This is a genomic window from Ruegeria sp. BB5 (assembly GCF_056539405.1).
Genome location: NZ_JBQFUX010000007.1, coordinates 26,367 through 49,683, shown reverse-complemented (window position 1 = coordinate 49,683; position 23,317 = coordinate 26,367). Strand labels below are relative to the sequence as shown.

General features: G+C 55.9%; 23 protein-coding genes. 11 read left to right on the top strand and 12 right to left on the bottom strand.

Annotated features, from left to right (window positions below; all coding sequences use genetic code 11):
• The first annotated feature begins 252 nt into the window (after positions 1 to 252).
• The 9 genes from ACR0DL_RS15525 to ureG all read left to right on the top strand — a co-directional run bounded on the left by ACR0DL_RS15525 (position 253) and on the right by ureG (position 5,667).
• Entirely contained in the window at positions 253 to 1,020 is a 768-nt protein-coding gene (locus ACR0DL_RS15525) for an urease accessory protein UreD (protein WP_480690037.1), read from the top strand.
• Between the two features lies 1 nt (position 1,021).
• The gene (locus ACR0DL_RS15520) at positions 1,022 to 1,324 is read left to right on the top strand and encodes an urease subunit gamma (RefSeq protein WP_170350819.1); all 303 of its coding nucleotides are present in this window, start codon (positions 1,022 to 1,024) and stop codon (positions 1,322 to 1,324) included.
• An 18-nt stretch (positions 1,325 to 1,342) separates the two neighbouring features.
• On the top strand, positions 1,343 to 1,504 hold the full coding sequence (locus ACR0DL_RS15515) for a hypothetical protein (protein WP_480690035.1): 162 nt from the start codon (positions 1,343 to 1,345) through the stop codon (positions 1,502 to 1,504).
• Positions 1,501 to 1,833, top strand: coding sequence for an urease subunit beta (locus ACR0DL_RS15510; protein ID WP_480690033.1), 333 nt, complete (start codon positions 1,501 to 1,503; stop codon positions 1,831 to 1,833). The genes ACR0DL_RS15515 and ACR0DL_RS15510 overlap by 4 nt, the downstream gene beginning before the upstream one ends.
• The gene (gene ureC / locus ACR0DL_RS15505; RefSeq protein WP_480690031.1) at positions 1,808 to 3,568 is read left to right on the top strand and encodes an urease subunit alpha; all 1,761 of its coding nucleotides are present in this window, start codon (positions 1,808 to 1,810) and stop codon (positions 3,566 to 3,568) included. Before ACR0DL_RS15510 ends, ureC begins: the two co-directional genes overlap by 26 nt.
• A gap of 130 nt (positions 3,569 to 3,698) precedes the next feature.
• Positions 3,699 to 3,920, top strand: coding sequence for a DUF1127 domain-containing protein (locus tag ACR0DL_RS15500; RefSeq protein ID WP_170350815.1), 222 nt, complete (start codon positions 3,699 to 3,701; stop codon positions 3,918 to 3,920).
• Positions 3,921 to 3,951: 31 nt separating this feature from the next.
• Entirely contained in the window at positions 3,952 to 4,404 is a 453-nt protein-coding gene (locus tag ACR0DL_RS15495; RefSeq protein ID WP_480690029.1) for an urease accessory protein UreE, read from the top strand.
• On the top strand, positions 4,376 to 5,041 hold the full coding sequence (locus ACR0DL_RS15490) for an urease accessory protein UreF (RefSeq protein WP_480690027.1): 666 nt from the start codon (positions 4,376 to 4,378) through the stop codon (positions 5,039 to 5,041). The genes ACR0DL_RS15495 and ACR0DL_RS15490 overlap by 29 nt, the downstream gene beginning before the upstream one ends.
• Positions 5,038 to 5,667 carry an urease accessory protein UreG gene (ureG, locus tag ACR0DL_RS15485; protein ID WP_480690025.1) on the top strand — a complete coding sequence of 210 codons (630 nt, stop codon included), beginning with the start codon at positions 5,038 to 5,040 and terminating at the stop codon, positions 5,665 to 5,667. The genes ACR0DL_RS15490 and ureG overlap by 4 nt, the downstream gene beginning before the upstream one ends.
• A gap of 158 nt (positions 5,668 to 5,825) precedes the next feature.
• On the opposite strand, the gene ACR0DL_RS15480 is transcribed toward ureG, so the two are convergent.
• From ACR0DL_RS15480 to ACR0DL_RS15460, 5 genes are all read right to left on the bottom strand, one after another.
• On the bottom strand, positions 5,826 to 6,812 hold the full coding sequence (locus ACR0DL_RS15480; RefSeq protein WP_480690023.1) for a zinc-dependent alcohol dehydrogenase family protein: 987 nt from the start codon (positions 6,810 to 6,812) through the stop codon (positions 5,826 to 5,828).
• A gap of 80 nt (positions 6,813 to 6,892) precedes the next feature.
• Positions 6,893 to 7,738: an enoyl-CoA hydratase/isomerase family protein gene (locus tag ACR0DL_RS15475; protein ID WP_170350810.1), complete on the bottom strand. Its 846-nt coding sequence runs from the start codon at positions 7,736 to 7,738 to the stop codon at positions 6,893 to 6,895.
• Between the two features lie 93 nt (positions 7,739 to 7,831).
• Entirely contained in the window at positions 7,832 to 8,620 is a 789-nt protein-coding gene (locus tag ACR0DL_RS15470) for an SDR family NAD(P)-dependent oxidoreductase (RefSeq protein WP_480690021.1), read from the bottom strand.
• 12 nt (positions 8,621 to 8,632) lie between these two features.
• Positions 8,633 to 9,598: a TIGR03571 family LLM class oxidoreductase gene (locus tag ACR0DL_RS15465; protein ID WP_480690019.1), complete on the bottom strand. Its 966-nt coding sequence runs from the start codon at positions 9,596 to 9,598 to the stop codon at positions 8,633 to 8,635.
• Positions 9,599 to 9,611: 13 nt separating this feature from the next.
• Positions 9,612 to 10,388: a CmcJ/NvfI family oxidoreductase gene (locus ACR0DL_RS15460; protein ID WP_480690017.1), complete on the bottom strand. Its 777-nt coding sequence runs from the start codon at positions 10,386 to 10,388 to the stop codon at positions 9,612 to 9,614.
• Between the two features lie 107 nt (positions 10,389 to 10,495).
• On the opposite strand from ACR0DL_RS15460, the gene ACR0DL_RS15455 reads away from it, so the two are divergent.
• Together ACR0DL_RS15455 and ACR0DL_RS15450 are read left to right on the top strand one after the other, a co-directional pair.
• Complete coding sequence (locus ACR0DL_RS15455) at positions 10,496 to 11,407, top strand: LysR family transcriptional regulator (protein ID WP_480690015.1); 912 nt, start codon at positions 10,496 to 10,498, stop codon at positions 11,405 to 11,407.
• Between the two features lie 279 nt (positions 11,408 to 11,686).
• Positions 11,687 to 15,007: an ATP-binding protein gene (locus tag ACR0DL_RS15450; RefSeq protein WP_480690013.1), complete on the top strand. Its 3,321-nt coding sequence runs from the start codon at positions 11,687 to 11,689 to the stop codon at positions 15,005 to 15,007.
• Between the two features lie 213 nt (positions 15,008 to 15,220).
• On the opposite strand, the gene ACR0DL_RS15445 is transcribed toward ACR0DL_RS15450, so the two are convergent.
• The 7 genes from ACR0DL_RS15445 to ACR0DL_RS15415 form a co-directional block, all read right to left on the bottom strand.
• A complete protein-coding gene (locus ACR0DL_RS15445) occupies positions 15,221 to 17,755 on the bottom strand; it encodes a cation:proton antiporter (protein ID WP_480690011.1) in 2,535 nt (844 codons plus the stop codon).
• Between the two features lie 362 nt (positions 17,756 to 18,117).
• On the bottom strand, positions 18,118 to 18,582 hold the full coding sequence (locus ACR0DL_RS15440; protein ID WP_170413665.1) for a GNAT family N-acetyltransferase: 465 nt from the start codon (positions 18,580 to 18,582) through the stop codon (positions 18,118 to 18,120).
• Positions 18,583 to 18,711: 129 nt separating this feature from the next.
• Positions 18,712 to 18,954, bottom strand: a complete 243-nt coding sequence (locus tag ACR0DL_RS15435) for a glycine zipper 2TM domain-containing protein (protein ID WP_170350802.1) — start codon at positions 18,952 to 18,954, stop codon at positions 18,712 to 18,714.
• A gap of 240 nt (positions 18,955 to 19,194) precedes the next feature.
• Positions 19,195 to 20,106 carry a LysR family transcriptional regulator gene (locus ACR0DL_RS15430; RefSeq protein ID WP_480690009.1) on the bottom strand — a complete coding sequence of 304 codons (912 nt, stop codon included), beginning with the start codon at positions 20,104 to 20,106 and terminating at the stop codon, positions 19,195 to 19,197.
• A gap of 15 nt (positions 20,107 to 20,121) precedes the next feature.
• Positions 20,122 to 20,727 carry a 3-isopropylmalate dehydratase small subunit gene (leuD, locus tag ACR0DL_RS15425; RefSeq protein ID WP_226689612.1) on the bottom strand — a complete coding sequence of 202 codons (606 nt, stop codon included), beginning with the start codon at positions 20,725 to 20,727 and terminating at the stop codon, positions 20,122 to 20,124.
• Complete coding sequence (leuC, locus tag ACR0DL_RS15420) at positions 20,728 to 22,122, bottom strand: 3-isopropylmalate dehydratase large subunit (protein ID WP_226689611.1); 1,395 nt, start codon at positions 22,120 to 22,122, stop codon at positions 20,728 to 20,730.
• Positions 22,119 to 23,024 carry an alpha/beta fold hydrolase gene (locus ACR0DL_RS15415; protein ID WP_480690006.1) on the bottom strand — a complete coding sequence of 302 codons (906 nt, stop codon included), beginning with the start codon at positions 23,022 to 23,024 and terminating at the stop codon, positions 22,119 to 22,121. The genes leuC and ACR0DL_RS15415 overlap by 4 nt, the downstream gene beginning before the upstream one ends.
• Positions 23,025 to 23,317: the final 293 nt, after the last annotated feature.

Here is a 23,317-nt window from a genome sequence, read left to right as displayed (position 1 = left end):
ACTTGCCTCTAACTCAATTTGCGGAATCAGCCAGAAGCGCCCAATTTTTCATCCAAGACTAAGGTCACTGTCTAAAAATTAGACGCACGATGTGGAAATAAGCAGTTTCCGACACTGCAAGTTAGTGTTCTGACCCTTCAACAGAGAAACAAGAGGCACCAAACCACGCGCTAAAGGTGCCTTATTACCCAAGTTTCAGCCATATTACCCACGCACAGTGCGGTGCCGCCGCGTGCTGCTGGCACCGTCAGTTTGAGCACCAAGAAATTGGGCGACAGAACGGTTCTGGACAAGTTTCGCCAGTCGGGGTCCTTTAAGTGCCTGTTTCCCAGAACCACGACGCCTGATCTTGATGCCGTTCTATTGAACACAGCAGGTGGCGTGACCGGAGGCGACACATTCCGGTTTTCCGGCAAGGCAGCGGAAGGCACGGCGCTGACATTGACAACACAAGCCTGCGAACGCGCTTACAAGGCTCAGCCCGAAGAATGCGGCCAGATCACCAACCATCTGACAGTCGAGACAGGCGCCCGGCTGAACTGGTTGCCGCAAGAAACCATTCTGTTCAATGGCTGCACTTTGGACCGACGCCTCAGGATCGACCTGTGCCCGGATGCCCAGACGCTGATGGTAGAGCCGCTGGTCTTTGGGCGCGCGGCCATGGGCGAAACATTGACCGATATCCGCCTAAACGATCGGATCGAGATAAGGCGCGAAGGGGTGCGGGTGTTTCTGGATGCAATCCGGTTCTCCGGCGATTGGCACGCGCATATGTCCAAGCCGCATACCGCAAATGGCGCAGGGGCGATGGCGCTGATCGTCTTTGCCTCAAGGTCCGCCGCAGGTCAGTTGGACCCTGTTCGCGAAATGCTACCCGAAACCGCCGGTGCAACCCTTATCCGGGACGACCTGCTGGTTATCCGTGTTCTGGCCAAAAGCAGCTTTGCCCTTCGCCGCGCGTTGATGCCGCTTTTGCGCAAACTGAACAAAGACACGTTACCCCGATGCTGGATGCTCTGACATGAACCTGACCCCTCGTGAAAAAGACAAACTGCTGGTTGCCATGGCAGCCGAGGTCGCCCGAAAACGGTTGGCCCGCGGCGTCAAGCTGAACCACCCCGAGGCTATCGCCCTGATCACCGATGCCGTGGTCGAGGGCGCGCGCGATGGTCGTTCGGTCGCCGATATGATGCAAGCCGGGGCCGAAGTGATCACCCGAGGCCAATGCATGGAAGGCGTGCCCGAGATGATCCACGAGGTACAGGTCGAAGCCACCTTCCCGGATGGCACCAAGCTTGTAACAGTCCACAACCCCATTCGCTAATTACCAAAGGAGATACAAATGAACCGCATGCTCTTTCCCGCTCTTATTCTGGCTGGTCCGGCCATGGCCCACACGGACAGTCATGTTCATGCACACGGCAGCGATTACGCCGCGTTGGCAGCTGGGTTGGCCTTGATCGCCGTCATCGCCATCACCGTGATCTTGAAGCTGCCGAAATGATCCCAGGTGAGATCATATCTGCCGAAGGGTCACTGACGCTCAACGCCGGTCGCAGCAGCCGTCTTGTTGTTGTCGCCAATACTGGTGATCGGCCAGTTCAGGTCGGTAGCCACTACCACTTTGCCGAAGCAAACTCTGCCTTGGATTTCGATCGCTACACGGCCTTGGGGATGCGGCTGGACATCCCCGCAGGCACCGCTGTGCGTTTTGAACCGGGCCAAATTCGCGAAGTTATGTTGGTGCCATTTGAGGGGCGCCGGCACATCTACGGTTTCAATATGCACATCATGGGGGCTTTGAAAGATGCCGGGCAAGATCAGTCGGGGTGATTATGCCTCTATGTTCGGCCCAACGGTCGGCGACAAAGTACGATTGGCGGATACCGATCTGATCATAGAGGTTGAAAAAGATCTGATCGTGGAACGCGCAACAGCTGCACGGTTCAGCGAAACCGGGCACCGCGAAGATGTGTATGGAGAAGAGGTCAAGTTCGGCGGTGGCAAAGTCATTCGCGACGGGATGGGCCAATCTCAGACCACACGCGCCGAGGGGGCCGTTGACACGGTCATCACCAACGCACTGATTGTAGATCATTCCGGAATTTACAAAGCGGATGTGGGGCTGAAGGACGGGCGTATCGCCAAGATCGGCAAAGCCGGAAACCCGGATACGCAGCCTGGCGTGGACATTATCATTGGCCCAGGAACCGAGGCAATTGCGGGCGAGGGCCGCATCCTGACGGCGGGCGGGTTCGACAGCCATATCCACTTTATCTGCCCACAACAGATCGAAGACGCCTTGCATTCCGGCCTGACGACAATGCTTGGCGGTGGTACCGGCCCGGCACATGGTACTTTGGCGACCACTTGCACCCCCGGCCCTTGGCATATCGGTCGGATGTTGCAAGCTGCGGATGCCTTTCCGATGAACCTTGCCTTTGCGGGCAAGGGCAATGCCTCACTACCCTCGGCGCTGGAGGAACAGGTCAAGGCCGGGGCCTGCGCGCTGAAACTGCACGAGGATTGGGGAACGACCCCTGCCGCCATCGACTGCTGCCTGTCAGTGGCCGATGCGATGGATGTTCAGGTGATGATCCACACCGATACGCTGAACGAATCCGGATTTGTCGAGAATACCGTGGCTGCCATGAAAGGTCGCACCATCCACGCCTTCCACACCGAAGGCGCAGGTGGTGGTCACGCCCCAGATATCATCAAAATCTGCGGTGAGAACCATGTTCTGCCGTCCTCGACCAACCCGACGCGACCGTTCACCGTGAATACGGTCGAAGAGCATCTGGATATGCTGATGGTCTGCCATCATCTCGACAAATCGATCCCCGAGGACGTGGCCTTTGCCGAAAGCCGCATCCGGCGCGAGACCATTGCCGCCGAAGATATCCTGCACGACATGGGCGCGTTCAGCATCATCGCCTCCGACAGTCAGGCCATGGGCCGTGTGGGCGAGGTGCTGATCCGTACATGGCAAACGGCTGATAAGATGAAGAAACAACGGGGCCGGCTGCCCGAGGAAACCGGGGACAACGACAACCTGCGCGTCCGCCGGTACATCGCGAAATACACCATCAACCCGGCTATCGCCCATGGGCTCAGCCATCAGATCGGCAATATCGAAGAAGGCAAACGCGCTGACCTGGTGCTGTGGAACCCGGCGTTTTTCGGCGTGAAACCCGAAATGGTTCTGCTGGGCGGCACGATTGCCTGCGCGCAGATGGGCGATCCCAATGCCTCAATCCCGACACCGCAGCCTGTCTATAGCCGTCCGATGTTCGGGGCCTATGGCCGCTCGGTCGAGCATTCGGCGATCACATTTGTCTCTGAAGCCGCACAGACCGACGGGATTGGTGATTCACTGGGCTTGGCGAAGCAAACTGTCGCCGTGCACAACACGCGGAATATCGGCAAACGCGATCTGTTGCTGAACAATGCAACACCCCAGATCGATGTCGACCCGGAAACCTACGAGGTCCGCGCGGATGGTGAATTGCTAACCTGTCAGCCAGCCGAAGTTCTACCGATGGCACAGCGATACTTCATGTTCTGATTAAAAATTTCGCTGCATTGCAGCAAGCGCATCCCGGGCATGACCAATTGCCCACTACTAAGCGAGTGCAATATGACAGATACTATCACGCAAGGGAGGACCAACGTCTCGCAAGCATACGAGGGTCCCAATGGCACACACAGAAAATCAACCGCATTCCGGTTTTTCCGTATTCGGTCTGTTCTCGACGATTGGTTCGTCGATCTATTCGGCTCTTGCTCGATTGGCCGAAGCACGATCGCGCACCGATCAAATCCAGTTCCTGCAATCGCTGAGCGACGAAGAACTGCGCAAACGCGGCCTGTCCCGCGACCGTATCGTACAACACGTTTTCGCGGGCTCTATCTGGTAACAGCTGCCCGTTCCACAGAGGGGGCGTTGGCATGACCATCCTCCTTTGTACAGCACGGCAATATTCTGATCATTTACACGGCGAGCCTGCGGGCGCCCTGTCACTGACCTATGATGACCGTTTTTTGCGCCGCAAGGTTCTGACCTGCGAAAGTGGCGAACAGATTCTTGTCGATCTGGCGCAAACGACGTCGTTGAACCACGGCGGCGCTTTAGTTTTGGATGACGGTCGCGAAGTAGAAATACAAGCTGCACCCGAAGCGTTGCTGGAAATAACAGCCCCGGATCTGACGCGCGTCGCTTGGCATATCGGCAACCGCCACACGCCTTGTCAGATAGAAAAGGATCATCTGCTGATCCAAGTCGATCACGTCATCCAAGACATGCTTTTGAAAATCGGGGCTTCGGTGCGGGAAGTGCATGAACCGTTCACCCCCGAAGGCGGGGCCTATGGCCATGGCAGGACTCATGGCCACGCCCACTGACGCCGACATCCTGACGCTGACGCAATGGTTGTCGCCCGCTTACCCTGTAGGGGGCTTTGCCTATTCTCACGGGCTAGAGACCGCAATTGACGAAGGGACCGTCACCGATTCACGAGGCACCCAAGCCTGGATTTCAGATGTGCTGGAACATGGTTCTGGTTGGAACGACGCTCTGTTCGTTGTTTCGGCATACAACGCGCAGGATAAAGATGAACTTATCGGCGTCGACGTTACTGCACGGGCCTTTTGCGCGTCGTCCGAAAGAAAAATGGAAACCGAGTTCCTAGGACAGGCATTCGGGACGGTGACTGGAAATGTCTGGGATTTAGACCTTCGAAAGTACTCCTATCCCGTCTCACTAGGCCACGCCGCGCGTTTGCAAGGCCTTCCCCTTTTGCTGACGACAAAGATGTTTCTGCAAGCCTTTGCAAGCAACCTAGCCTCTTGCGCAACACGCCTTGTGCCGTTGGGCCAGACCGCGTCTCAGAAAGTGATCCGAGAATTGACACCGCTATGCGCCCGTATTGCCGAAACGGCGCAAAAGGCCAGCCAGGATGATTTGAACTCGACCACGTTCCTGACAGACATCGCGTCGATGAAACACGAAACACAGTATTCAAGGATGTTCCGAACATGAGCAGTATGAACGGCCCCTTGCGCGTTGGCATCGGTGGTCCGGTGGGCGCCGGAAAGACCACTTTGACCGCAGCGTTATCCGAAGCCCTGCGCGATGTCTGCTCAGTGGGCGTTATCACCAATGACATTTACACGCAGGAGGATGCCGAAGCGCTGATGCGCATGCAGATCCTGCCGCAAGACAGGATCATTGGCGTGGAAACTGGTGGGTGCCCACACACAGCGATCCGCGAAGACGCCTCGATTAATTTGGCTGCGGTCGCCGAAATGCAAGACCGCCATCCCGATCTTGATGTGGTTCTGATCGAAAGCGGCGGGGACAATTTATCGGCTACGTTCAGTCCGGAACTCGCAGACCTTACAATCTATGTGATTGACGTCGCCGCCGGAGAGGAAATTCCACGCAAAGGCGGGCCGGCGATTACGAAATCGGACATTCTGGTCATCAACAAAACCGACTTGGCGCCGCATGTTGGTGCTTCGTTAGAAGTTATGGAACGTGATGCGCAAAGAATGCGCAAAGGACGGCCGTTTTTGTTCTCGTCTCTTCGTCGCAGAAAAGGGGTCGACGTAATTGTGGACCTCCTTGTGAAAGGCGGAGGTCTAAGGATTTCGCAAGCGCGTTAGATCACCAGCAAAGATGGTAAGTTGTCGGCACACAAAGCCGATGTTGGACATCGATTGAAGGGGTCAAAAGGACAATCGTGTTTTTCACGCTTGTCCGGAATCTACCTAAGATTGGTGCGCACGATCATCCTGTGCGCACCAAACGCAACAGGTGTGGACTACAACTCTACAACAACTTTCCCGACCGCAGCTCCGCTCGTCAGGTGCGCATAGGCTGCGCCGACATCGGCCCACCCAAACTTGTGTTCGTCAACAATAGGTTTGAGCCCCCCTGCATCCGCCAGATTCGCCAATGTCTTGAGGATGTCACCATGGGTTTGCCGCCCGACATCATGCATCATCGGGATCAGCATGAAGACGACGTGCAGGGACAGACCTTTGAAATGCGCGGGCGTCAGATCAATCTCGACCATCGCAACGGTTGAGGCGACATGGCCGTTGAGCTTGGCCGCTGCGAACGAGTTTGTCATGTTCGGCCCACCAACGCTGTCGAACACCACATCAAAGCCCACGCCATCAGTGTGCGCAGCCACGTAGTCTTCAACCTTTTGCGTTGTGAAATCCAAAGGACGCGCACTCAACCCCTCAATCAGAGCCATCTGATCCGCGCCGCGACCTGTTGCGGACACGGTTGCACCAAGGTGACGGGCAATTTGCACTGCGACATGGCCAACGCCTCCGGCGCCGCCCTGTACCAGCACGGTCTGCCCATCGCCTACACCAGCACGGGTCAACCCTTCGTAGGCGGTGATACCGACGAGGGGCAGCGCTGCGGCTTCCCGCATACTCAGCGATTTGGGTTTGTGTGCAATCAGGCGGGCGTCTGCGTTCATGTACTCGGCCAGAGTGCCAGGAAGGTCCATCAGACCACCGGCGCAACCGTACACCTCATCACCTAGGGCAAAGTTTGTCACTCCGTCGCCCAATGCAACAACTGTGCCTGCAAAATCCATGCCAAGTACGGCAGGCAGCGCGGGGGACAGGGGCAGTTCTGCCCCCATGCTTCGGATCATCGTGTCGACTGTGTTGACGCTGGTGGCCGCCACCTGGACCACCACATGTCCGGGTGCTGCAACCGGGTCTGGCATTTCTGCGGGCTCAAACTGTGCGTCGGGTCCATAGGTATTCAGAACCATTGCTTTCATTGGGAAATTCCTTTTCTAGCACCACGCTGGGGCGCGCATCGAGATATCGGGCGCCTGGACGTAGTTATTTTGATGGGGGTTCAGTTGATATCTTGCACCTGCATAACCAGGTCGCCCCACTTACGCTGATTTTCGATGTCGTGTTCCAAACCTTGTTCATCCGCGATGGCAAACCGTTTGACAGCCGGGGTTTTGCTGGTGGCCTGATAAAGCCAATAGGCTTCGGCCTTCAGTGCCTCATGAATGGGTTTGTCGATGGATTCATAGACCATCTGCTTGCAGGCGTTGATCGACTCTGCCGGAAACTGCGCGATCCGTTCGGCCAGCGCGGTCACATATGGGCCAATCTCATCCGGCTCCAAAGCCTTGTTGATCGTGCCCAGACGCTCTGCATCATCCGCGTCATAATCCTGCGCGCTCAGGATGATCTCAAGCGCTTTGCCAAGGCCGGTTTGGCGTGCCATCCGCGACGCGCCACCGCCGCAGGGCAGGATGCCCATACCGACCTCCATCTGCATGAACTTGTACTTTCCCCGCGCGGCAAAACGCATGTCGAGCGCCAGTGCCAATTCGTGCCCGCCACCGCGTGCGAACCCTTCCAGCTTGGCAATAGTGGCCTGCGGCACCTTGCTGATCCGTTCGCAAACCGATTGCAGGTCCAACAGCTGTGCATCCTCGCGGGATACCGCCTCGGTCGACATGTCTTTGAGAAGATCGGTGTCGTAGTGGCAAACCCAGATTTCTGGGTTGGCGGATTGGAAGATCACTACTTTGGTGTCGCGGTCGCGCTCTAGCCGCATGGCCAGGCTGTTGAGGTCGGCCAACATTTCCTGGCCTTGCACGTTCACGGAACCGAAATTGAATGTCACCGTGGCGATACCTTTTTCAACGGCAACCTCAAAAGTTTGGAAGTTTTCGTATTTCATCAGGCAGTCCTTTCTTGGGCCTCGACGCGGCGCGCGTGAGGGGTGATAGGAGGTAAAGGTGGATGTGTGTTTGGGGCGGCCGCGCCGCCCAGATCAGCCTGTCTGGCTAATCAAGCCCTTGATTGTGTTCATGACGTCGGCCGCGTGATCTTTGTCGAGCGCTGCGGCATGTGGATCAGCGAAGGCCCCACTGTCATTGTCAAAATAGGCACCTGACGCGTCAGCAAACCGCCCGCCCAGGGCCGCATCCATCAGAATATCAGCGCCAATGCTCATATCGTTGCCGGAAACGCCAAAGCCCTCTTTCACCATTTTTGAGGCTAAGAGCGACCCGGGATTCACTGCGACCATCACCGGCCCATCGGGTTGTAATTTGGCCCATTCCATGGTCCAGATCGTGATAGCCAGCTTGCTTTGGGCATAGGCCTCCATGTCTGTCAGCGGCACATTGCCCTGCATGGCCTTAACGTTTACAGGGGCCTGCGCCGCCGATGACAAGTTCACAACGCGCCCGTCGGAAGGAATGATCGGCAACAACAATTCGGTCAGCAGATAGGGTGCAAGCGTGTTCACGACAAAGCGGATGTCCTGCCCATTCTCAAGCACCGTTTGCGGGGCTTTCAACACACCCGCGTTATTGATCAACACATCCAGTTGGTCATGTTTGGCGCGTATGGTTTCGGCCAGTTTTCGAACCGCGGACAGATCGCTTAGATCAGCGGTATAGGTTTCGACATTGCCACTGACTTCGGCGGCGGCGCTCTCCAATTTGGGTGCGCTGCGCCCGTGCAAAAGCACTTGGTGCCCGTCAGCGGCCAGTTTCTTTGCTGTCAGCAAGCCAATGCCGTCAGTTGAACCGGTGATAAGAACAGTCTTGGTCATCAGTTTTATCCTTTAGGAAAAGTCTGGCAGCACAACGTCCGCCAGACGTTCAAGTGTTGTGTCGATGGGTGCTTGATTGAACCTGAGGTTCAGCGCGACGTGATTGACGCCAAGGGTTTCAATCTCGCGCAGATAGTTGCACAGGAAATAAGTTCCGGACTGAAACCCAAGGTGGATCGGGCGCGGAGGTGCAGCGGGATCGGCAACGACATCGACATAAAGCGATTGCATAACCGGCTTGTCCGGTTGCCCTGCCGCCTTCGTGCGTGTTTGGTATTCCGCGATGACCCGCCCTTGGGCTGCGGCGTTGCGTGGATAGGTCATCCAACCGTCCCCGTTCTGTGCCACCCAATCGGAGGTTTGCTGGCTGCCACCAGTGATAAGCAACGGCAAACGCGTGCCATGCGGCTTTGGCAACAGATCAATGTCGCCAGACAGTGTGCCCTGCCCGCTTTCATGCGTGGGATAGCCCAATCCGACCGCGCGGATGTACTCAACACTATCGCGGAAACGTGCCCCCCGATCGTCAAAGCCCTTGCTCATCGCCGGGTACTCCTCGGGCCGGTCACCAGAAGCAACACCCAAGAGCAACCGACCACCCGATAGCACGTCCGCGGTCGCCGCCGCCTTGGCTACATGGGCTGGGTGACGCAGTGGCAGGATCACACTCGACGTTCCTAGCGCAATCCGGTCTGTCACCGTTATCAGCGCACCCAAATAAACAAATGGATCGAAAACCTGTCCGGCATCACCAAAACTTGGAACATTGAAAGGCACGTCGCGCAGCCAAAGTGCTGCAAATCCAAGGTCCTCTGCCCTCCGCGCGGCCTCTAAGTGGCCCTGCATCGTCGGCTTTGCGCCGACCGCATAGGATTCAAGCGGCAACACAAGGCCGACACTCAGCCGGCCCGGACGAAACACCCGGTTGTAAGCCACATTGATCTGGGCAAACTCGGTGGGCTGGATTCTATTCAACATATCTGGCCCCCCATTAGTACCGCACCAAAGTGCGGCTCTCGATGCTCTTGCGAATGGTGTTGACGTTTGGATCCTCGATCATATCAAGCGCGCTATGTGCCACCGACGGTAGCCCTTGACTGTCGTAGATGTTGAAAAAAGCAACCTCGTCCGGCGTCATCTTGGAAAGATAGACCCATTCATGGTCAGGGTTTCCCACCAACCCCATGATTTGCCCTTTGCGGTCGGGATAGATCAGGTCCAGCAGAATCCAGTCAGACGGGTCAACTGAAGACGGGCGAACAAAGCCCAGCGGGGCGGAATTGATCGGATGTTCCACAGGACGCCACACATTGACAAAGGCAAAGTGATCTTGCGCCCATTCAGCTGCGGTCTCGGCCCCCAGCAGATCGACAAGGCGCTGCTCAGCCCCGTCCTTGCTGTAGTCACTGTGGACGTTCCGCGCGGGCTTGCGCGTGGCACCGGGATCGTCGACCCGAACGGTGTGATCAAAAATCACAACCTCTTGCGCACTCAGCCTGTCCAGAAGCATCCCGGTCAGTTCCGCATCATATGTCTGTTTCCAGGACTCCCCGGTAAAATCCCAGACCTGCGATTTCAGCAATGTGAATTCTACGGCATCAGATGCAAATGTGACTGACGTTGCCTTCGTGCGGGTATCCGCCAGCGCAACAGTCGTTGGAGCCAGTTCTGGGGAAATCAGGTTGCCCGCAACCCCACCTGAATCAAGTTCAAAAGCTTGCCGATAGGGCTTGTGAACATGGTAGTTGACTGTGGCTGTCCGTGTCATCTGTGCCTCCTGCCTAGGCCCTTTTGCGTCTACGAAAGGGATTTAATGTCGATCAAATTGCAGATAAACTGCCAATATCAGGATTTATAATTCGGGTTTTGGATATAATGAGCCTTGATACAGATGCGCTCCGACTGTTTGTAAGGGCAGCAGAAATGCTCAACATCAGTGCTGCGGGGCGCACGTTGGACATGGCCCCAGCTGTCTCCAGCGCAAAGCTTGCCAAGTTGGAACAGAGCCTGCGCTCTGAACTATTGCACCGAACGACCCGCAAAGTGTCGCTGTCTGTCGAAGGGGCCGATTTCCTGCCCTTCGCCCGCGAGATCATCGCGCAGGAAGAAGCCGCGCTTGCGGCCCTGGGCAAGCAGACGACAACGATCCGGGGCACATTGCGCTTTGCTGCGCCAAGCAGCTTTGCCCAACTCTACATCGCGCCGATCCTACCGAGGTTTCTTCAACAGCACCCTGATCTCACACTGGACTTGCGCCTTTCTGATGTTCAGTTCGACCTGATCGAAGGCAGCTTTGACCTTGCACTTAGGAACGCTCCGCTTGTGGACACCAGCTTGAAAGGCCGCAAATTGGCCGATGACCGGCGCATCCTGTGCGCCGCGCCGTACTATCTTGAAACGCACGGAACCCCCAATACGCCCGCCGAACTGGCAAACCACCGTCTGATCGCCTTCCAAAACCGTCAACCGCGCCCGCTGACAGGCCCGGCAGGCGAACGCGCTGTATTCGACCCCGCATCTGCCAAAGGTCAATTGATTATCGACGACGGCCAAAGCCAGGTCTGCGCCACGCTGGCTGGGGCCGGTATTTCATTGAACGCTTTATGGAGTGTGCATGAGCAACTGAAGTCAGGCCGGCTGACACAGGTTCTGCCGAACTTTGAAGCCGCAGAGGACAATGTCTTGTGGTTGATCTATCCCAAGTCCAACGTGCTATCCCCCAAAGTGCGGGTGTTCATGGACTTTCTGATCGCAGAGATTGGCGCAGCGCCACCATGGGAAACATGAACCGGAAAAGATCTGTCGCTGTCGTGTGGGCACAGATCGGGTTCTATGGCATCAAGCGATGTTGATTTTGCCAAGGCCGCCAATCTAAGTCGATCGTTGCCGTACACGGCTTAACGTCCAATACGCCAATGAAATCCTTGACCTACTTTGAATCAGAGTTCTTCATTGAGTAGAACATGATCAGAAAACACCGTTTGCACGACGGGTCAAACCAACAAGGGGAAGCATGCTGGTAGGGCGCAGGCGATAGTTCTGCTGAAACGGCAAGCAAAAATGTAGATGTCCGATATAGCGTCTTGGCTAAAAAAACATGGTTTGTCCAAGTATGCTGCTGCCTTTGCAGAACACGAAATCGAACATGGTGATCTTTCTGAGCTAACAGACGATGACCTTGTGACAATCGGCCTCCCCCTCGGACCAAGGCGGCGTTTCATGAAGGCTGTTCGCTTCGATGCAGAGCCAGGCCTAGACCCACACAACACCGGTACTGGCCCCGAGATCATCGCGGAACGGCGACAGCTTACCGTCATGTTCATTGATTTGGTCGGATCGACAGAAATTTCCCAACGCGTCGACCCAGAAGATCTGGCCGATGTTCTTCGACTTTTCAAAGAAACATGTGCTGCGTCGGTTGCTGCGTTTGATGGCCATATTGCCAGCTATTACGGCGATGGGATTATGGTCTTTTTTGGATTTCCCCACGCGCATGAAGATGATCCAGAGCGGGCAATTCGGGCGGGCCTGCGCATTATGAATGAAATGCCGAAAATTCGCACCCACGCGAAACTTAACGTCCGCATCGGGGTTGCGACCGGATTGGTTGTCGTCGGCGATCTGCGTGGCGAAAACATGTTTGAGGACGGGACGGCGATGGGTGAGACGCCGAACCTGGCCGCGCGCCTTCAGGCAATGGCGGATCCAGAAACGATGATCGTCGCCCCCAGCACGCATCAGTTGGCCGGTGATACCTTCGAATACGTTCTGCGAGGCGCGTTCAAGCTCAAGGGTTTTGCTAAAGAGGTCGAAGCTTGGCAGGTGACGGGTGAGCGGCAAACCGTCAGCCGTTTTTTGGCAATAGATGATGTGTTGCTTAAGCCGTTGGTGGGTCGCTCCGCAGAATTAGAGACCCTCAATGACAAATGGACGCTTGCCAGCGGTGGTCACGGGCAGGTTGTGCTTGTGTCGGGTGAGCCAGGAATTGGCAAGTCACGGCTGGTGGAAGAATTCAGGCAAAAATCTTCGGACTCGCCCGGCACGCAGATGCGATATCAGTGTTCTCCCTACCATTTTGCGACTGCGTTCTATCCTGTAATTCGACAACTTGAGAATGTCGCCAAGCTCCGTTCCGAAGACTCGAACGAGGCAAAGCTTGAAAAAATCCGTGCTGTTCTGGGCGATCAATCCAACGATGCATTGCAGCTGGCCGCGTCCCTTCTGTCCATCCCATTCGAGGATCAATTGGGGCCCCTGAACCTGACGCCTCAGCAACTCATGGATCAGTCATTAGACCTGCTGCTAGGCAATCTCACGTCGGAAGCAAGGGAGCAGCCGGTTCTATTCTTGTTTGAAGATGCGCATTGGATTGATCCAACGACCAAGCTGCTTTTGGACCGAATAGTGGAGCGAATTCGCGACCTTCCGGTTCTGGTCGTCATGACATTCAGGCCCGAGTACGACCCGGGCTGGACGCTGCAATCGAACCTCACGAAAGTTGTTTTGAAGCAGTTGGATTTTCAAGAGGTGAAGAGCATTGTGGACGAAGTCGCAAAAGGTGAGGTGATCTCGGACGAGATGTACGACGCGGTCGCGGCAAGATCTGACGGAGTGCCGTTATACATAGAGGAAGTGACCAAAGATCTCCTTGAATCGGGCATTCTGTCCAAGGGCCGAGACACTTATACGATGGGTGGCGCCTCTCCGGCCAACTCGGTCCCCAGCACGTTACATGATGCACTTATGGCGCGCCTTGATCGTTTGAGCTCTGCCAAAGAGGTGGCCCAGATAGGGGCCGTAATCGGGCCTCAATTCACCTATCCTTTGATCTCTAAAGTGGCCGATATTGGCGATAAAGCGCTGCGTGCGAACCTCGAACTATTGGTAGAAGCAGGCATTGTTACCGTTTCTCGCGCCGAAGATTTTGAAACCTTCAGCTACTGTCATGCCCTCATTCGTGACACTGCCTACAACAGCCTATTGAAGCGAGAGCGTCGTGTTTTGCACTCTCGCGTAGCGCAACAACTTGATGACACTTCGACGCACACGGGTGATGCCAGCCCAGAAGTGCTGGCCCATCATTACACTATGGCGGGCATGCGTAAGGAGGCCGTCAATTACCGGTATCTTGCCGGTCAGCGTGCTGTCCAACGATCTGCGAATACAGAGGCGAACACGCAGCTTTCCCTGGCGATCGAGCAATTGAGTGAACTGGAACAAAGCACTGAGCGAGACCGCAAAGAAATTGAGATCCAGGTTCTGAAAGCAGGCGTTCTACGATCAACCTCCGGAATTGCTGCGGATGAGACCGGCTCGGTCTACGCAAGGATCCGCGACTTGTGCGAACGCGTTGAAGAAACCGATCATCTGTTCCCGGTTCTGAACGGTTTGTATTCCTTTCATTTGGTGCGCGCCGAGTATGATTTGGCCAAGAACGTTGCCACGCAATTGCTGGAATTGGCGACTACAACACGCGAGACGCAGCACCAAATGGTGGCACATCGCGCCATGGGCGCCGTGTTGTTTCATATCGGGGAATTAGGTTCAGCATACGAGCATTTGAACAAGGCGTTAGAACTCTACAGCCGGAAACGTGATGGCCACCTCGCGTACATTTACGGGTCGGACCATGCGGCCATCACTTCGTGCTTTTTAAGTTTGGCCATGTGGATGCGCGGGGATCCAGACAACGCTCTTGAAGTTCAGACGCAAGCGGTGGCGGGCGCAGAAGAACTTGAGCATGCCCACAGCATTGCGCAGTCGCTGACCTATCTGTGCATGCTTTACCTAATGAGACGTGAACCTGAAAACGTACTCGGGGCTGTTGAAAAGCTTGAGGCGCTTTCAATCAAACACTCATTCACGTTCATGTCCTTGACTGCGACCCTCTGGCGAAGCTGGGTGAATGCGTATCTTTCGCCAAACCAGGAAACGATCCTTGCGTTACTGAAAGCTTCAGAAGCTTGGAGGGTAAGCGGGGCGGGAAACTATAAGCCGTTCTTTCTTACTCTGATTGCCGAACTCACACTTAAAACCGGTGATCGGGAAGGTGCCTTGAGCTTTTTGGCTCAGGCACGTGAATTCCAAAATCAAACCAATGAAGGATGGGCCCAATCTGAAACGGATCGGGTCTATGCGCTTGCGCTGTGCGAGAATGAAGTGGCCGAACAAGAGTTTCGTGAGGCTTTGAAATCTGCGAGGCGGCAGAAGGCAGGAATGCTCGAGCTACGCGTCTCGGTAGATTACATCAAGCAATGCAATCGTTTTGAACAAGCGCAAAGTGCCAACTTTGATCTAAGTGCCGTTTTAGAGAGGATCACAGGAGGTGAGCATACGACCGATGTGAGTGATGCATTGAAGCTAATTGCTGAAAAATCCGTCAGTTGAATCTCAGATATCCGCATGAAACGGCCGAAGCTGAAGCTTTTTGTTTTCGTTAGGTATTTGTGCAGATTTTGTAACGGCAATCGCGCAGTTTGTGTCCGTGCAGCCTTTTTTACGCACGCGGCGAATAGCTAGTTTTACCGTCCGCGACCCAGCAAAAAATAACCGGCTACAAACGGCTAGAATGGGTCGCAATCTCCTTCCATTGATGGCCTATCAGGAATTGGGCCCTTGTTCAGAAGATCCTACGGGCTCATCCAGATCCAACACTGCGGGGTCGATCATGCGTTTGTTTGCGCTCATCTTGACAGAATTCCGCATTGCCTCACTGCGCCGGAGCAATCGCCGGAAACGCGCTTCGTCGAGCATTAGCAGTGTCGAGGGGGCCAATGCCCGCACGTTTACGCGACGGGGCCGTTTCAACAGCATGGCCAATTGCCCAAACATTTCACCACGACCTAACCGCGTAGTATGTCTGCCGAGTTCCACTTCGACTGCCCCAGAAGCGATAAAGAATACACTCCCCGCGAATTCGTCTTTGGAAATGATCGTGTCACCCGCGTTGGCATATCGGGTTCGCAATGCTCTGCTGAGTTTCCTCAGTGACGCTTTGTCGAGATCAGAAAATAGTGGAAACTGCCGGACCAGATCCCGTCCTTTAAGGGCGATGTCCAGTACCGGACGCCCTTCAGACAAAGCACGTCGCGCCGCCACTTCCTGCATCAACACCGAATAGAGCTCTTCACCCACAAGGCCGTCCTCGCGCATGACCGCGTATTCACGCTCTTCCAGCCGCAGCGCCGTTCGCCGGATGAACCGCCGCTCCAGCTTTTCGGCGTAGCCTGGATATTGGAGCCGCAGTCCGTCAAGCGCTGCCTCAACCGCCTCGGATCGACGCGCCAACAGGTCGTCAAGCAATTCCGCAACCCGGCGGCCGTGGATTCGACGTATGCGCCCACGGACGAACCCATCAAGGTCCCGCAGGATCAGGCGCTGCATGAGCAGTCTTTCAAACCGATCCGTTGTAATACGCGTGAGTGGAAACGAGATTCGAAGCCGGTTGTGCAAAAAAACGGCGATCCGGAAAGACCTGCCGTAAACGACGGACCGGTTTGACGCGCGCTGATAGCCGAGCCGCCCTCCGGTCCGTGCGCCTTCAATGAGGCGATCCGCGTCGGACAGAATCTTCTCACTCAGCACAGATGACATGGTGCGCTCTCGCATCCGGGCCAACACGGAATCCCGCTCTGCCCCAGCCAGCGCAATAAGGCCAAGTGTGATCCGATCACGATCAAGAATCTGCGCGCTGTCTTCAGCCGCGTTTACGGCCTCGTCGAGGCGTTCACTGAACTGTTTGGCTTCGTTTCTGACGATATCGTGGGTCAAGTCGTAGTTTTCTGCAATGCGGGACACGTCCTCGCGCACCGATTGCAAGGCGACGGCGACCACTTGGCGTGACAGTGCCGTATCAAGCGGAGAGAGCCTATCGAGCCCCAGTTTTGTGATCACTGCGCGCAAGGTTGTTCCCTGCACAATCAGTGTAAACAGCGTAAAGCCAGTGGCCAGGATGCCGACTAGTCGCTTGGTCTCCAGCGGGATATGCGTGCTTTCGGTGACTGCCAGCGCCAGCGCCAGTGTCACGGCACCCCGCAATCCACCCCACAGCATCGCGGTGCGATAGGGGCGTTCAACAGCTGGCGACAGACCGATTGTCGTGAGCAATGGCAACAAGCCGAACAGAACCGCTGCCCGTGCAAATGCTGCAGCAAGAACCACCACGGCCAACAGGCCGAAGTCAGACGGCTGCACCCCTTCCAACAGTCTCGGAATCAGCAATGCCGCAAGAATAAAGATCAGCGCGCCCGCCCAATGTGCCAGCAGGTCCCATACTTCTTGAAGATTTGTCCAACCGGCCGGTGACAAACGACCGGGACCCGTGAGGTTAAGCGTAAGACCTGCGGCCACCACGGCGATAACACCAGAAGCCCCGATGCTTTGTTCTGCAACGATATACGCGAGATAAGGCAGTGCAACGGAAATAGAAATTTGTGCCATATCCCAGCGGTCGACGAACGCCATCACCCAAACAGCCATGCGCGCCATGAGCCAACCGGTGAAAGCACCTCCTGCGATTAGCAGCGGAAATTGCCCCACAGCTTCACTTAGCAATGGGTCGGGCCTTCCGAGCATGACAAAGCTCATGAATAGTCCGAAAAGAGCAATGGCAGCGGCATCGTTAAGGAGGCTTTCGCCTTCGATAATTCGCGACAGCCTGCGCGGTGCGGAGATTGATCGAAAAATGCTGACAACCGCCGAAGGGTCAGTTGTCGACACAATTGCGCCGATCAACAGACAGGCGGCCAGTGGCAGCGTACTTACCCAACTCAGCGCATAGCCAATGGAAAGTGTCGCCACGATCACCGCGACAACCGCCATCATCAGGATGGGCATCCAATCGTCCAGCATCCTGCGCAGGTTCATGCCAAGCGTCGCCTGAAAGAGCAATGTTGGCAGGAAAACATAGAGAAAGACGTTAGACCGGATCGGTAGGTCAATAATCGCTTGCGCGCCCGGGTTCAGCGCATCCGTCAGGTCGGTGTTAAGAAAAAATGCCGCGCCAAGCCCAATCACTATCCCAAGAACAGCGAGGATAACGCTGTAGGGCAAGCGCAATCGCGCGGCCAGTGGTTCCGCCACCCCGATTACAACAAAAAGAGAAGTGATGATGGTCGTAATGACGACGATATCCATCCATACGTATTACCTGAGAACTCGACCTAATGGAATCCACCCTTCAAGCGTTTCGACCACATCGGATCAAAGTGTTATAATACACTCGCCAGGCTGTGCAGTTGCAGCCGATGCCAGCAGTGACTGGGCAAACTACGGCACCAGACCCACGATTTGACGGATTGAATAAGCCAACCGATTAGGCCGCCCCCAGGCGTTAGGTTCCGATGACTTCAATGGGCGCCAAACAACTTTAAGATCACTGGCCACATTCGGAGCAGTGCTATCCATCAAGCTGTGACCATGAAGAAGTTGCACGGCGCGTAAGCTGCTAGCGTTCTTCTGGTACCCTCTGCCATATCAGCGGCAGAGGGCCTATTTCGTCACAGGGCCTTTCGGAAGATAATCTTGTCATCGCCCTCCGCCCAGAAATCGCGGATGCGCGCTTCTTCCTCATAGCCATTCTGAGCATAGAACTTGCGCGCGAGTGCAAAGTTGTCAGTGCCAGATGTGTCTACGATTAAGATACGTTGCCCTTTGTCTTTCAAATACTGTTCCGCGGCCTTGACCAAGGCCGCGCCCAGACGTTTGCCTTGCAAGTCTGGGCGCACCGCGAGCGCGAGCATATTCCAGGTTCCGTCAGCAAGGTCTTCTGGAACGATGTAGCACAAGCCGACGGCTTCGTCGTCTGAGTGGCACGTAAGCCAGAGAGCTTCTGTTTCCCCTGACAATGTAGGTGCCAGCATATCCGGAAACATCTCGCTTGGGAAAAGTCCTGTATTGTCCAGCACGGCTTTGAGACCCGGAATGTCGTCAGAAGACGTTGGCTTGATTATTGGATTTGTCATTTTCTAATTTACCTTAAGGCACGATGCGGGCAGCAATCCGGAGCGACTTTTTTTCGACACTCCGACGCAGTATTTCAGCGCACCAAAAGGCACTTGAAAGGCCAGCACCCCACTTTCTGTGCCTTTTCGTCAGTTGCAAGCCGACTGGCCAGCATACATTCCAAGTCCGGCACCAGCCGCCGTTGCAAGGGTCTGGCCCGTGCCTGAACCAACCTGATTGCCTAAGACGCCACCCAAGGCTGCACCCCCCAAAATCCCAGCGGCACATCGGGCGTCGTTTTGTGCTTGAGCCTGAGTTGGTGTTGTCGGGGCTCCACATGCTGCCAAGAGCAACGTGCCACCAAGCAGGCATACTACTGCTGTCTTCTTCATGTCGGTTTCCTTACGTTCACGCGTATGTCTTAGATGCTTGTTTCTGGACATGTAGGGTCTGCTCAACTGCTCTCCAACCTGTGGTCGATTTAGACGCGAAAACCCGCCTATTGGCGCGGTGTTTCGCCAATTGAGCATTCTCGTCGCGCAGCTTTGGGGTGAACCACGCAGTTAATCAAGGCTTCCGGAGTTGCTCCACTTTAGTCGACGTGTGCCTTTGTGAAGCACATCGGCAATCTGTCACTGACCTGCGCCGTCTGGGTGCAGGGTTGAGGAGACGTACTTAACCACATCCACAAACTCCTCCACCATTTTCGAGTTCGCCATCGCCCGTCGCGCGACGTAGAGTTCGATGCGTTGGTTGTCTGTCCGATACGGGATGCAGCTCAAACCCGCAGGTGCCAGGGTGCGGATCCAGGCTGGTGCCAGCCCGATGCCAACCCCGTGCGCCACCAGCTGCAACATGGTGGATTTGTCAATGACTTCGCAGGCGATGTCCGGTTGCCATCCTTGGGCACGAAAGCTGTTCCACAGCAGGTCATGCAGGATCGGGCGCGCGTGTTTTGGAAATCCGATAATCGGCTGATCGAGGATATCCGCCGCTGACAGCATTGCTCGGCCCGCTAGCTCGGATGCGGAGGGCAGCACCACAACGGCACCCTGCTGGTACAAAAGATCTGCCTGCAGAAATTCTTCCGTTGGGGGTTTGCGAACAAAAGCAATGTCGGTCCGATGGTTCGCAAGCTCTTGCGTATGGTAGTCCGAAGACGAAATCTCAAGAATGTCCACGTGCACCGAAGGTTGCCGTTTGCGGAATTCCATCAGCGCCGGCGGCAACAGCATCGCGATTGCTTCGTCCACGCCGCTGACCCGCAGCGTTTTCAGCCCGCTGTCGGCCGTGTGTCGGGCTTTGGAAACGGATTTATCGATATCCGCCAGTATCCGTTTGGTGTCGCGCAGGAATTCGGACCCCGCTTGCGTCAGGCTGACCTGCCGAGTTGTTCGAAAGAACAGAGCAAAGCCCAGCTCGTGTTCCAGCGCAGATATACGGTCGGACAAGGCCGGCTGACTAAGGCCGAGGCGTTCGCCCGCCTTTCGAAAATGCAATTCTTCGGCGACGGCCACAAAGCACTGAAGTTGGCGAAGTTCCAAGTCACACTACCCCGGCTAATGTATGACGCGCACCCGTTGCCGCTCTCCCAGTCCGCTTTCATATTTGCGGATCGCATCCGCAAATTCCAGCGAGTTCAGGGTGTCGTCGCGGCCCTCAAGATGGGCGGTTTGCGTCGCGTCGTCCATTTCAAACGGCAGCTTTGCCTCGCCGTGTCTGATGACTCGGTTTTCGATATCAATCGTATAGTTGGCACCATCCTCATGGGACGCCGCTTGCATCAACTGATCCCGAACCTCAGGACTGACGATGGGCAAGGCAAGGCCATTCTTGCGCGCGTTGTCGTAGAAAATGCCCGCAAAGCTGGTGCCGATGATGCCCTGAATACCCAGTTGAACCAGCCCCCAGACCGCATGTTCCCGGCTGGACCCACAACCAAAATTGTCGCCGACGATCAGTATCCTAGCCTCGTGCCAGGGATGTGTGTTCAGCACAAAATCCGTGCGCGGCGTATCGTCGTCGTGAAAGCGCAGGTCGGCGAATGTGCCATCCGCCAGCCCTTCGCGCGTGATCGTGATCAGAAAGCGTTTGGGCATGATCACATCGGTGTCGACATTGGCAAGCGGCAAGGCTGCGGCCAGCCCGTGAACAGTTTTTGGCATCTAGTCCACTCCTTCACTCAGGAATTCGCGTACATCCGCGATACGACCATGGATGGCGGCGGCAGCCACCATCTCCGGGCTCATCAAATGGGTGCGTGCCCCGCGGCCTTGCCGACCTTCAAAATTGCGGTTGGTCGAGGACGCAATTCGTTCGCCATCCATGGCGATATCGTCATTCATCGCAAGGCACATCGAACAGCCGCTTTCCGGGCGCCAGTCAAAGCCCGCTTCGATAAACACCCGGTCGATCCCCTCAGCCTCGGCCTGCAGGCGGGTAAAGGTCGAGCCCGGAACGACGATGGCGTTCACCGACGCGGCAACCTTTTTGCCATTCAGGATTTTGGCTGCGGCGCGCAGATCCTCGATACGGCTGTTGGTGCATGAGCCGATAAAGGCGCTGTCGATTTCAATATCGGTCATCGCCTGCCCCGCTTTCAGGTCCATATAGCCCAGCGCCCGGTTCAGCGCCTCGCGTGCCTTGGGCGTCATCCCTTCGGTCTCGGCAGGGACTGAGCCGTCGACAGGAACCGACTGATCCGGGCTGGTGCCCCAGCTGACAAGCGGGGCAATGTCGGCGGCGTCAATCTCAAACACCGTGTCATATTCCGCGCCGGGGTCAGCGTTCCAGTCCAGACCGCCAAAATCCAGCGTATCGCTATGCGCGCGGCCCTTGATTTTCTCAAGCGCCTTTTTGTCGGCACCGATCAGGGCGGCCCGTCCGCCCAGCTCGACTGCCATGTTGCAGATTGTCATCCGCCCAGACATTTCCTGTGCACGGATGGCCGAGCCTGAAAACTCGACAGCATAGCCATTGGCGCCGCCTGCACCGACCACCTGAACCACCTTCATGATGACGTCCTTGGCGGTCACACCGGGGGCGAGATCGCCATCAATACTGATCAACATGGTCTTCAGCCGCTTATAGCGCAGGGTCTGCGTCGCCAGCACATGTTCAACCTCAGACGTGCCAATGCCAAAACCCAACGCTCCAAAGGCCCCATAGGTGGTGGTGTGGCTGTCGCCGCAGGCAATCAGCATCCCTGGCGCGACAAGCCCCTGTTCGGGGACAACAACATGCTCGATCCCCTGACGGCAGTCACCCAGACCATAAAAGGCGATGTTGTGCTTTTTGCAATTGGCTTCCAGATTGTCGATCAGCAGCTTGGACGCCGCATCATGCGGATCGCGCTGCCGTGTAGCGTTCACGTGATCTACGACCGACAAATGGGCCTCGGGCCGCCAGACAGAGAGCCCTTTCTGATCCAGCCCGGAAAAGGCCTGCGGGCTGGTGTATTCATTCATGATATGGAAATCGACATAGATCAGCATGTCGCCGTCCGGCAGGTCGCAGACCTTATGTGCGTCCACCAGTTTATCGTAAAGCGTCCTGCTCATTCGGCGGCATCCTTCTGATCGATTTGCCGCAGGAAAAATGCGCGCATTCGGCTTGCTATTTCGTCTGGGATCTCTTCGGCCATGTAATGCGTGGCATCAACGGCCTCGCCCTCGACCCAATGCGCCCGCGCTTGCCACAGCGCCATCGCGTCAAAACAGGTCTCGATCACCCCGCGCTTGGCCCACAGGACCATAAGCGGTTGTTCTATCTTCCGCCCGTCGTCCCGATCGTCATGTTCGATGTCGATGGTCGCAGCGGCACGGTAATCTTCGCAAGTGGCATGGATGGCCTCGGGTGTGCTGAAGGCTGCGATGTATTCGTCAAGCGCCTCGGCGGTAAAGGGACTTTCACCTTTAGCCTGATTGAAGCATTTGAGTTTCCAGAACTGTGCGGGGTCATTGCCGATGATCTGTTCCGGGATGGGGTGTTTCTGAATCAGAAAGAACCAGTGCCAATAGGCGGTGGCAAACTCCTTCGAGGTGTCGCGATACATTTCACGCGTCGGAGCGATATCCAGTAGGACCATAGCCTGGACATTCTGTGGATGATCCAGAGCCATTCGATGCGTGACGCGCGCACCTCTATCATGGGCACCAACCAGAAAAGTCTCATGTCCCATCTGAGACATGACCGAGACCATGTCCTTTGCCATTTCGCGCTTCGAATAAGGCGTATGCTGATCATCCGAGGCGGGTTTGGACGATCGACCATATCCGCGCAGGTCGGGACAGATGACATGGAACTGATCTGTGAACTGCGGGGCAACGGCATGCCACATGGCCGATGTCTGCGGATAGCCGTGCAACAACAAAAGGCCCGGATTGCCGGGGTCGCCCCCGTGACGAACAAAAATCTTCTGCTCGCCGACATTCAGAGTCAGTTCCTCGAAATCCAGAAACATACCGGAGCGCTCCGCGAAAATGGGTTGTTATTCACGATACCCGACTTTTACACCGATATTGATCGAATATACTGATCAATTCTTCTGAAAGATCATCGCCGCCCAAGCATGTACTCTCGCTCAGCATCTTTGATCGGGTCAGACCGACCTGAAAAAAGGGCAAAGGCAACAAAGTTCTGAATCTTCGATCTGCCGTTCCCGTTAAAAAAACGAGGCGGTCAATGCGTTCCAGACCTCGGATGACTCGCCTTTGGATAGTCCACCACACCTAGGTCAAAAAAAGGAATTTTGCC